Origin of the sequence: Pseudomonas fluorescens (assembly GCF_018614775.1) — a bacterium.
GTDB classification, from domain to species: Bacteria; Pseudomonadota; Gammaproteobacteria; order Pseudomonadales; family Pseudomonadaceae; genus Aquipseudomonas; species Aquipseudomonas fluorescens_BY.
The window spans coordinates 1-10,085 of the sequence record NZ_JAGGOF010000116.1; the positions used below are offsets into that span (position 1 = coordinate 1).

Here is a 10,085-nt window from a genome sequence, read left to right on the forward strand (position 1 = left end):
GCGAGCCTGCTCGCGATGGCAATCTCACTATCAATACAGAACCCATAAAAAAACCCGCACCTCTCACAAGGCACGGGTTCCTTCACAACAGCTACCGATCAACGCTCGAGCAGGATCCGCAGCATGCGGCGCAGCGGTTCAGCCGCGCCCCACAGCAACTGGTCGCCAACGGTGAAGGCACCGATGAACTGCGAGCCCATGTTCAGCTTGCGCAAACGACCCACCGGTACGTTCAGGGTGCCGGTGACCTTGGTCGGGCTCAGCTCCTGCATGCTGATGTCGCGGTTGTTCGGCACCAGCTTGACCCACGGGTTGTGCTGGCTGATCAGCCCTTCGATGTCGGCGATCGGTACATCTTTGTTCAACTTGATCGTCAGCGCCTGGCTGTGGCAGCGCATGGCGCCGATGCGCACGCAGATGCCGTCCACCGGGATCGGGCTCTTGAAACGACCGAGGATCTTGTTGGTTTCAGCCTGGGCCTTCCATTCTTCACGGCTCTGGCCGTTTGGCAGTTCCTTGTCGATCCACGGGATCAGGCTGCCGGCCAGCGGCACGCCGAAGTTCTCGGTCGGGTACGCATCGCTGCGCATCGCCTCGGCGACCTTGCGGTCGATGTCCAGGATCGCGCTGGCCGGGTTGGCCAGTTCATCGGCCACCGTGGCGTGGGTTGCGCCCATCTGCTTGATCAGCTCACGCATGTTCTGCGCGCCGGCGCCGGACGCCGCCTGGTAGGTCATGGCGCTCATCCACTCCACCAGACCGGCTTCGAACAGGCCGCCCAGGCCCATCAGCATCAGGCTGACGGTGCAGTTGCCGCCGATGTAGTTCCTGGTGCCCGCGTCCAGTTGCTGGTCGATGACCTTGCGGTTCACCGGGTCGAGGATGATCACCGCGTCGTCCTGCATGCGCAGGCTGGAAGCGGCGTCGATCCAGTAACCCTGCCAGCCGGCTTCACGCAGCTTGGGGAAGACTTCGCTGGTGTAGTCGCCGCCCTGGCAGGTCAGAATCACGTCGAGGGTCTTGAGCTCGTCGATGCTGTAGGCATCCTTGAGCGCACCGGTGTCCTTGCCCACGGACGGGCCCTGGCCACCGACATTGGAAGTGGTGAAGAACACCGGCTCAATGAGATCGAAATCCTGCTCTTCCAGCATTCGCTGCATGAGCACGGAACCGACCATGCCGCGCCAACCGATCAGACCTACACGTTTCATCGCAACTACACCTATACAAAAGTGGGCCACCGTCGAAGCGGTGGGCCCGAGAGATTACAGACTCCGCAGCGCGGCGACTACTGCGTCGCCCATTTGCTGCGTACCGACTTTGGTGCAACCGGCCGACCAGATGTCGCCCGTGCGCAAACCCTGGTCCAACACTACGCTGACGGCCTTTTCGATGGCATCGGCGGCGTCATTGAGGTTGAAGCTGTAGCGCAGCATCATCGACACCGACAAAATGGTCGCCAACGGGTTGGCGATCCCCTGCCCGGCGATGTCCGGAGCCGACCCGTGGCACGGCTCGTACATGCCCTTGTTGTTGGCATCCAGGGACGCCGACGGCAGCATGCCGATGGAGCCGGTGAGCATCGAGGCTTCGTCGGACAGGATATCGCCGAACATATTGTCGGTGACGATCACGTCGAATTGCTTAGGTGCCCGTACCAGTTGCATGGCCGCGTTGTCGACGTACATGTGGCTCAGTTCGACATCCGGGTAATCCTTGGCGACCTGCTCGACCACTTCACGCCACAGTTGGCTGGACGCCAGCACGTTGGCCTTGTCGACCGAGCACAGCTTCTTGCCACGCACGCGGGCCATGTCGAAACCGACCCGGGCGATGCGGCGGATTTCGCTTTCGCTGTACGGCAAGGTGTCATAGGCCTGGCGCTCGCCATTATCCAGCTCACGGGTGCCACGCGGGGCGCCGAAGTAGATACCACCGGTCAGTTCACGGACGATGAGGATGTCCAGGCCCGAGACGATTTCCGGCTTCAGGCTCGAGGCATCGGCCAGTTGCGGGTAGAGAATCGCCGGGCGCAGGTTGCCGAACAGGCCCAGTTGCGCACGGATTTTCAGCAGGCCGCGCTCGGGGCGGATATCGCGCTCGATCTTGTCCCATTTCGGACCACCCACGGCGCCCAGCAGCACAGCATCGGCGGCACGGGCGCGGTCCAGGGTTTCATCGGCCAGGGGCACGCCGTGCTTGTCGATGGCCGCGCCACCGATGACGTCGTGGCTGAGCTCGAAGCCCAGGCCGTACTTGTCGTTCGCCAGCGCCAGGACCTTGACCGCTTCTGCCATGATTTCCGGGCCAATACCGTCGCCTGGGAGAATCAGAATCTGCTTGCTCATGCTTTCCTCGTTTGCTCTATCGGTGCGTCCCAGGCTTCGTACCATTGGGTGCACCCGGAAAAATGCTATCGCTCGGCCCACAGCACCAGTACATCCGTACTGAACGAACCATCGGCCTCAATCTCGAAATATTCACGCACTTCATCGCCCATCGAGCGTTGCAGCGCCAGAATCGCCCCGCGCATCACCTCGGGGGTGCGCATGCGCTCGACCCAGGACTGGTATTCCAGCCGCAGGCGCTGACGCGCGATGCTGCGGGTGTAGAGCCCCGCCTCGCTGACGTGGCGCAACCACTCGGCGGCCGAATAGTCGCGTACGTGGCTGGTGTCGCGCAGCACTTCGATGCTTTGCAGGTAGGTGTCCAGCAACGGCGTGCCCGGCGACAGGATATCAATGAACGCCATCACCCCGCCCGGCTTGAGCACGCGGCGCACTTCGCGCAGCGCCAGGTTCAAGTCGCTCCAATGATGCGCCGAATAACGGCTGAACACGAAGTCGAACTCGGCATCGGCGAACGGCAGGCGCTCGGCGGCACCGCACACCGTGGTGACGTTGCCCAGGCCGCGATCCGCTGCCGCCGAGGCCACCACATCGAGCATCTGTTGCGACAGGTCATAGGCCACCACTTCACCGGCCAGGGGCGCCACGTGGAAACTTACATGCCCGGCGCCACAACCCAGGTCCAGCACACGGGCCCCTTCGTGACCGGCCAGCTCAGCCTTCAGCAGCGCAAACTCGGGTCCCTGGGCGTGCACGGCGCTGCTCAGATAGGCCGAGGCCTGTTCACCGAATTGTTTTTGTACAACCTGACTGTGGGCGCTGCTGGTCATGGGAACTTCCTTTTTGGGTTGTAGCTTGCCGTTGTCAGTGCCGCCGCCTTCGCGAGCAAGCCCTGCCTATCTCAATTTCAAATCAATCAAGCCTCGCGAAACAACCAAGGCTGGCTCGCCCGATGCTTGGCTTCAAACGCGGCAATCGCCTCGCCGTCCTGCAGAGTCAGGCCGATGTCATCCAGGCCATTGAGCAGACAATGCTTGCGGAACGCGTCGATCTCGAAACCCAGCACCTTGCCGCCGGGGCGGGTCACGGTCTGGGCCGCGAGGTCGATCTGCAACTGGTAGCCCGGGTTCGACTCGACCTGCTGGAACAGCTCATCCACTTCAGCGTCGCTCAGAATGATCGGCAGCAAGCCGTTCTTGAAGCTGTTGTTGAAGAAGATGTCGGCGTAGCTCGGCGCGATGATGCTGCGAAAACCGTACTCTTCAAGCGCCCATGGCGCGTGCTCGCGGCTCGAACCGCAGCCGAAGTTCTCCCGGGCCAACAACACGCTGGCGCCTTGGTAACGCTCGGCGTTGAGCACAAAATCCTTGTTCAACGGGCGCTTGGAGTTGTCCTGGTACGGCTGCCCCACATCCAGATAGCGCCACTCGTCGAACAGGTTCGGGCCAAAGCCGGTGCGCTTGATGGACTTCAAGAACTGCTTGGGAATGATCTGGTCGGTGTCGACGTTGGCACGGTCCAAAGGCGCGACAAGACCGGTGTGCTGGGTAAAAGCTTTCATGCTGCGCTCCTTCAGATCAATTCGCGGACGTCGATGAAACGACCGTTGACAGCCGCCGCCGCGGCCATGGCCGGGCTCACCAGGTGCGTACGACCACCCGCGCCTTGACGGCCTTCGAAGTTACGGTTGGAGGTGGAAGCGCAATGCTCACCCGACTCCAGGCGGTCCGGGTTCATCGCCAGGCACATCGAGCACCCAGGCTCGCGCCACTCGAAACCGGCCTCGAGGAACACCTTGTCCAGCCCTTCCGCTTCGGCCTGGGCCTTCACCAGGCCCGAGCCCGGTACCACGATGGCTTGCTTGATGGTCGAGGCGACCTTGCGGCCCTTGGCAATCACCGCCGCGGCGCGCAGGTCTTCGATCCGCGAGTTGGTGCAGGAGCCGATGAACACGCGGTCGAGCTGAATGTCGGTGATCGCCTGGTTGGCGCTCAAACCCATGTATTTCAAGGCGCGAACAATGGAGTCGCGCTTGACCAGGTCCATTTCCTTGGCCGGATCCGGGACATTCTGGTCCACCGCCAGGACCATCTCGGGCGACGTGCCCCAGCTGACTTGTGGCTTGATCTGGGTCGCGTCGAGCTCGATCACCGTGTCGAACACGGCGTCGGCGTCGGACACCAGGTCTTTCCAGGCCTCGACCGCCATGTCCCATTCGGCGCCTTTCGGGGCGAACGGACGACCCTTGACGTATTCCACGGTTTTTTCGTCGGCAGCGACCAGGCCGACACGGGCACCGGCTTCGATGGACATGTTGCAGATGGTCATGCGGCCTTCGACGGACAAGTCGCGAATCGCGCTGCCGGCGAACTCGATGGCATGGCCGTTACCGCCGGCGGTGCCGATCTTGCCGATCACGGCCAGGACGATGTCCTTGGCGGTCACGCCGAACGGCAACTGGCCTTCGACGCGCACCAGCATGTTCTTCATTTTCTTGGCGACCAGGCACTGGGTGGCGAGCACATGCTCGACCTCGGAAGTGCCGATGCCATGGGCCAGGGCGCCGAAAGCACCATGGGTCGAGGTGTGCGAATCGCCGCAGACCACGGTCATGCCGGGCAAGGTCGCGCCCTGCTCCGGGCCGATGACGTGGACGATACCCTGGCGCACGTCATTCATTTTGAATTCGACGATGCCGTATTCGTCACAGTTATCGTCGAGGGTCTGGACCTGCAAGCGCGAGACCTCGTCGGCAATGGCGGCGATACCGCCCTTGCGCTCCGGGGTGGTCGGTACGTTGTGGTCCGGGGTTGCGATATTGGCATCGATGCGCCAAGGCTTGCGCCCGGCCAGGCGCAGGCCTTCGAAGGCTTGCGGCGACGTCACTTCGTGGATGATGTGACGATCGATGTAGATCAGCGCCGAGCCATCGTCGCGCTGCTTGACCAAATGCGAATCCCAGAGCTTGTCGTAGAGCGTTTTGCCGGCCATCAGACGGTTCCTCATCAGCTTGTTTCTATGCCCTGGGTCTTGAGCGGATCTATAACCCCTTGGCTTGTGAGGCTGATCCTATGGGGTTACATTAAATAACTCAAATTCATATTTTTCATACTTTGCATAACCAATTGGAATTCAACCGAAACCACCATGGACCTCGCCAACCTTAACGCCTTCATAGCCATCGCCGAGACGGGCAGTTTCTCCGGCGCCGGGGAACGCCTGCACCTGACCCAGCCGGCCATCAGCAAGCGCATCGCCGGCCTCGAACAGCAGCTCAAGGTGCGCCTGTTCGACCGCCTTGGTCGTGAAGTCGGCCTGACCGAGGCCGGGCGCGCGCTGCTGCCACGGGCCTATCAGATCCTCAATGTGCTGGACGACACCCGTCGCGCCCTGACCAACCTGAGCGGCGAAGTGACCGGCCGGCTGACGCTCGCCACCAGCCATCACATTGGGCTGCATCGCCTGCCGCCGCTCCTGAGGGCGTTCACCCGACGTTACCCACAAGTGGCGCTGGATATTCAGTTCCTGGATTCGGAAGTGGCCTACGAAGAAATCCTCCATGGCCGGGCAGAACTGGCGGTCATCACCCTCGCGCCCGAGCCACACACGCTGGTACGTGCTACACCGGTGTGGGACGACCCGCTGGATTTCGTGGTGGCGCCGGAACATGCCCTGCTGGAGAACGGCGCGGTCAGTCTCGCCGACATTGCCTTGCACCCGGCCGTGTTCCCCGGCGGCAACACGTTCACCCATCACATCGTGCAACGGTTGTTCCAGGCTCAGGGCTTGATGCCCAACATCGCCATGAGCACGAATTATCTGGAAACCATAAAGATGATGGTCTCCATCGGCCTGGCCTGGAGCGTTCTGCCGCGCACAATGCTCGACGAACAGGTGTCGCGCATACCTTTGCCGGGCATTCAGCTCAGTCGCCAGCTAGGCTATATCGTGCACACCGAACGGACGCTGTCGAATGCTGCACGAGCCTTCATGGCCCTACTGGACGCACAAATCGATCTGCCAGGGACAACGGCATAAGTTGTGCTATTCCTGTAACGCTGCAACGCCTGCGCTAAATGCCAAACCTGCCCAAGGCCTGCTAGATAATGCCCAAATCTGCTGACCCGTTCCCGCCCCTGCCGCGCATCCAGGCGCTCGACCCGAAACGGGCCGAACAAAGCTGGGACAGCGCGCCACAGTTGCTCGCCGCACTGAACGGCGCGCGGCTGGGGGCCTGGTCGTGGGACATCGATACCGGCCAGATCAGCTGGTCCAGGGGCACCCAGGCACTGTTCGGCTTCGATCCGCGCCAGCCCATGCCGGCGGACGTGGACTACCTGGATCTGCTACTGCCTGAAGACCGCGCCAGGGCCGTCCGCGCCTTTCATGCCGCAGTGGCCGGCGCGCCACTGGAACAGGCCATGCACCACCGCATCGTCTGGCCTGACGGCAGCCTCCACTGGCTGGAGATCAACGGCAGCGTGCAGCCCGACAAACACGGTCGCCCGCGCATGATCGGGGTGATCCGCGAGATCACCCACCAGCGCGAACGCGAACAGGCCTTGCGCAGTTCGGAGAAGCGTTTCGCTACCCTGTTTCACCTGAGTCCGAACATGGTGTTGGTGACACGCCAGGAAGACGGGCTGATCATTGAAGCCAACCAGTATTTCGAGAGCCTGTTCGGCTGGCCGCTGCACGACATCATCGGCCGCACGACGCTGGAACTGGGCTTGTGGGTCGACCCCGGACAACGGGCAAAACTGGTGGAAGCCATCAACGCCAAAGGCGAACTGGCGAGCATGGAAGTGGAATTGCAGGCCAGTGATGGTCAGATCCACAACGGCCTTCTCAGTGCCCAGAGAGTCGAGCTGGAGGGCCAGCCGTACCTGCTGAGCACGTTTCTCGACACGACCGACCGCAAACTCGCCGAGTTGGCGCTCAAGGACAGCCAGGAACGTCTGGACCTGGCGCTCGACTCGGCACAGCTGGGTACCTGGGACTGGCACATTCCCAGCGGCATGCTCTATGGCTCCGCCCGGGCCGCGCAGTTGCATGGCCTGGAGCCCAAGCCGTTTCATGAGTCGTTCGATGCGTTTTTCGACGGGGTGCCCAATGAAGAGCGCAACAACATGCGCAACGCCTACCGCAGCTTGCGCGAAGGCCCGGCGGGTAACTATCAGCTGACCTACCGTGTGCAACTGCCCGATGGCACGTCCCGCTACCTGGAAAGCCGCGCCCGCCTCTACCGCAACGACGACGGCAGCCCCTTGCGCATGGCCGGTACCCTGCTGGACATCACCGACCAGGTCGAACGCGAACAGAGCCTCGCGGCCTCGGAAGAAAAATTCGCGACGTTGTTCCAGGTCAGCCCCGACCCGATTTGCGTCACGCATCAGGACAGCGGCCGGTTCCTCGAAATCAACTCCAGTTTCAGCCAGACCTTCGGCTGGAGCGCCAAGGACGTGATTGGCCTGAGCGCCGACGAAATTGGCCTCTGGGATGCCTCCGGCAGCAGCCTGCAACGGATCGAACGGGTGATCCGCGAACAGTCCCTGAGCAACGTCGCCATCGTCGTCCATCACAAAAACGGCCAACCGCTGACCTGCGTGATCTCCAGCCGGCAGATCAACGTCGGCAACCAGCCGTGCATTGTCACCACCCTGCGGGACATCACCCATCAGCAACGTTCCGAAGCGGCCCTCAAGGCCAGCGAAGAGAAATTCGCCAAGGCGTTCCACTCCAGCCCCGACGCCATCACCATCACCGAGCGCGAAAGCGGCCGCTACCTTGAGATCAACGACGGCTTCTGTCGCCTGACTGGCTATCGCGCCGACGAAGTGATTGGCCGTACAGTTTACGAAGTCGGCATCTGGGCCGAAGAAAAGCAACGCACAACGCTGCTGGCCGAGCTGCAGCTCAAGGGCCGCGTACTTCATCAGGAGATGCTCGGGCGCAACAAACGTGGGGAAATCCTCACGATGGAGGTCTCCGTCGAGCCCATTACACTCAACGAGACAGCCTGCCTGCTGCTGACCGCCCGGGACGTGAGCCTGTTGCGCAACGCCGAAGCCCAGATTCGTCACCTGGCCTATCACGACCCGCTGACCAACCTGCCCAACCGGGCCTTGCTGATGGACCGGTTGAGCCAGCAGATCGCGTTGCTCAAGCGCCATAGCCTGCGCGGCGCCCTGCTGTTTCTCGACCTGGACCATTTCAAGCACATCAACGATTCCCTTGGCCATCCGGTGGGCGACACCGTGCTGAAGATCATCACCGCGCGCCTGGAGGCCAGCGTGCGTATGGAAGACACCGTGGCGCGGCTGGGCGGCGACGAATTCGTCGTGTTGCTCAGCGGCCTGGAAGGCAGTCGCGCGGTCGTCAGCGAGCAAGTGCAAAAACTCGCCGATACCTTGCGCGAACTGCTTTCCGAGCCGATGTTCCTCGACGGCCAACGACTGCAAGTCACGCCAAGTATCGGCATGGCGCTGATTCCCGACCACGGCTCCACCCCTGCCGACCTGCTCAAGCGCGCCGACATCGCGCTGTACCGTGCCAAGGATTCGGGACGCAACACCTCGCAGATGTTCCACGCCACCATGCAAAAAGCCGCGAGCGAACGGTTGCGGATGGAAACCGACCTGCGCCAGGCCTTGGCCCGTGGTGAATTCAGCGTGCACTTCCAGCCTCAGGTCGATGCGCGCGACAACCGCATCGTCGGCGCCGAAGCCCTGGTTCGCTGGCATCACCCGGAATTGGGCGCCCAGTCACCCAACGAGTTCATCAAGGTGTTGGAGGACAGTGGCCTGATCCTGGAAGTCGGGAACTGGATCCTCGATGAAGCCTGTGACGGGTTCAAGCAACTGATCGCCAGGGGCAAGGTCGATCCGCGGCAGTTCAGCCTGTGCGTGAACATCAGCCCCCGGCAGTTCCGCCAGAGCGACTTTGTCGAGCGCATCGAAACCAGCCTCGCCGCCCATGGCCTGCCCTGCTCCATGCTGAAACTGGAGATCACCGAAGGCATTGTGATCCAGAACCTGGACGACACCATCGGCAAGATGCGCCGCCTGAAAAAGCTGGGGGTGAGCTTCGCCATGGACGACTTCGGCACCGGCTACTCGTCGCTGACCTACCTCAAGCGACTGCCGGTGGACACGCTGAAAATCGACCAGTCATTCGTGCGCGACGCCACCAGCGACCCCAACGACGCCGAAATCATCCGCGCTATCGTCGCCATGGCCCGTAGCCTGAACCTGGAAATGATTGCCGAAGGCGTAGAGACCCTGGAACAACTGCAATTCCTGCAGGGGCTTGAATGCCATTTGTATCAGGGCTACCTGCATAGCCGGCCATTGCCGCTGGAGGCGTTTGAGCGGTTGTTGCCCTAGAGGAGGATTACAACCCTCCTACCTGGGATCGTTCCCACGCTCCGCGTGGGAATGCAGCCCGGGATGCTCCGCGTCCCAGAGCCGAACGCGGAGCGTCCGTTGAGGCATTCCCACGCAGAGCGTGGGAACGATCCACAAATCATCCGCGCTATCGTCGCCATGGCCCGTGGGCTACCTGCATAGCCGGCCATTGGCGCTGGAGGCGTTTGAGCGGTTGTTGCCCTAGAGGAGGATTACAACCCTTCTACCTGGGATCGTTCCCACGCTCCGCGTGGGAATGCAGCCCGGGACGCTCCGCGTCCCAAAGCCGAACGCGGAGCGTCCGTTGAGGCATTCCCACGCGGAGCGTCAC

General features: G+C 62.2%; 7 protein-coding genes. 2 read left to right on the forward strand and 5 right to left on the reverse strand.

What is annotated here, in order from left to right; all coding sequences use genetic code 11:
- Positions 1–98 precede the first annotated feature (98 nt).
- From asd to leuC, 5 genes are all read right to left on the reverse strand, one after another.
- Entirely contained in the window at positions 99–1,211 is a 1,113-nt protein-coding gene (gene asd / locus J7E36_RS24480; RefSeq protein ID WP_215008834.1) for an aspartate-semialdehyde dehydrogenase, read from the reverse strand.
- 54 nt (positions 1,212–1,265) lie between these two features.
- The gene (gene leuB / locus J7E36_RS24485) at positions 1,266–2,348 is read right to left on the reverse strand and encodes a 3-isopropylmalate dehydrogenase (protein ID WP_215008835.1); all 1,083 of its coding nucleotides are present in this window, start codon (positions 2,346–2,348) and stop codon (positions 1,266–1,268) included.
- A gap of 65 nt (positions 2,349–2,413) precedes the next feature.
- Positions 2,414–3,178 (reverse strand): class I SAM-dependent methyltransferase, encoded by a 765-nt coding sequence (locus tag J7E36_RS24490; RefSeq protein ID WP_215008837.1) that lies wholly within the window; start codon positions 3,176–3,178, stop codon positions 2,414–2,416.
- Positions 3,179–3,264: 86 nt separating this feature from the next.
- Positions 3,265–3,909 carry a 3-isopropylmalate dehydratase small subunit gene (gene leuD, locus J7E36_RS24495; protein WP_215008839.1) on the reverse strand — a complete coding sequence of 215 codons (645 nt, stop codon included), beginning with the start codon at positions 3,907–3,909 and terminating at the stop codon, positions 3,265–3,267.
- A gap of 11 nt (positions 3,910–3,920) precedes the next feature.
- Positions 3,921–5,339: a 3-isopropylmalate dehydratase large subunit gene (leuC, locus tag J7E36_RS24500; protein WP_215008841.1), complete on the reverse strand. Its 1,419-nt coding sequence runs from the start codon at positions 5,337–5,339 to the stop codon at positions 3,921–3,923.
- A 156-nt stretch (positions 5,340–5,495) separates the two neighbouring features.
- Between leuC and J7E36_RS24505 the strand changes: the two genes are divergently transcribed.
- Both J7E36_RS24505 and J7E36_RS24510 read left to right on the forward strand, forming a co-directional pair.
- The gene (locus J7E36_RS24505) at positions 5,496–6,386 is read left to right on the forward strand and encodes a LysR family transcriptional regulator (RefSeq protein WP_215008843.1); all 891 of its coding nucleotides are present in this window, start codon (positions 5,496–5,498) and stop codon (positions 6,384–6,386) included.
- A gap of 68 nt (positions 6,387–6,454) precedes the next feature.
- Positions 6,455–9,733: an EAL domain-containing protein gene (locus tag J7E36_RS24510; protein WP_215008845.1), complete on the forward strand. Its 3,279-nt coding sequence runs from the start codon at positions 6,455–6,457 to the stop codon at positions 9,731–9,733.
- Positions 9,734–10,085 lie beyond the last annotated feature (352 nt).

Coding starts and splice junctions, on each gene's coding strand:
- asd (WP_215008834.1), bottom strand. CDS start 1,211: ATGAAACGTGTAGGTCTGATCGGTTGGCGCGGCATGGTCGGTTCCGTG.
- leuB (WP_215008835.1), bottom strand. CDS start 2,348: ATGAGCAAGCAGATTCTGATTCTCCCAGGCGACGGTATTGGCCCGGAA.
- J7E36_RS24490 (WP_215008837.1), bottom strand. CDS start 3,178: ATGACCAGCAGCGCCCACAGTCAGGTTGTACAAAAACAATTCGGTGAA.
- leuD (WP_215008839.1), bottom strand. CDS start 3,909: ATGAAAGCTTTTACCCAGCACACCGGTCTTGTCGCGCCTTTGGACCGT.
- leuC (WP_215008841.1), bottom strand. CDS start 5,339: ATGGCCGGCAAAACGCTCTACGACAAGCTCTGGGATTCGCATTTGGTC.
- J7E36_RS24505 (WP_215008843.1), top strand. CDS start 5,496: ATGGACCTCGCCAACCTTAACGCCTTCATAGCCATCGCCGAGACGGGC.
- J7E36_RS24510 (WP_215008845.1), top strand. CDS start 6,455: ATGCCCAAATCTGCTGACCCGTTCCCGCCCCTGCCGCGCATCCAGGCG.